This window comes from Tsukamurella conjunctivitidis (genome assembly GCF_007858475.1).
Lineage (GTDB): Bacteria > Actinomycetota > Actinomycetes > Mycobacteriales > Mycobacteriaceae > Tsukamurella > Tsukamurella conjunctivitidis.
The window spans coordinates 1-503 of the sequence record NZ_VIGX01000336.1 but is presented as its reverse complement, the minus strand read 5'-3'; the positions used below and the strand labels follow the sequence as shown (position 1 = coordinate 503).

Genomic DNA, 503 nt, shown 5'->3' with positions numbered 1-503 from the left:
CTCCGGTGGTGACGACAGTGGTCCGGGCGAGGTCTGCGGGGCGGCGTGCGAAGGGCTCCCCGGCACGGCGCAATGCGCAGAGCACGTCGAACTCCCCCTCGGTGAGCCCGTACCTGCGGTACACCTCGACCATTCGCGCCGTGAGCGTGTTCGCGAGTCTGTTCACGCGGGCGATGACGCTCTGAGGTGTCACATCCACGTCGGGACGCTCTCTGCGCCACTCCGCCTGGACCCTGTCGACATGGTCAGCGGCTGGCGTCAGGTCCCCTGGAGTCAGGTTCTCTGGCGTCGGGTCCCCTGATGTCCGGTCCTCTGCGGTCATGGCCACACTCCATTCGTGTCACGAGAAGCATATCTGCTTCCGAAGAAGCTATTATCGCTTCCATGGAAGCGAAATATGTCAAGTCCCTGGCCCTCACCGCACTTGCCCCGATCTGCTGGGGTTCCACCTACTTCGTCACCCGTCAGTGGTTGCCCCCCGACATGCCGCTCACGGGGGCAGC

1 protein-coding gene is annotated in these 503 nt (G+C 64.6%); it reads right to left on the bottom strand.

Annotated features, from left to right (window positions below; genetic code table 11):
• On the bottom strand, positions 1 to 199 hold a 199-nt coding region (locus FK530_RS25670), incomplete at its 3' end, for a winged helix DNA-binding protein (protein WP_500487644.1).
• Positions 200 to 503 lie beyond the last annotated feature (304 nt).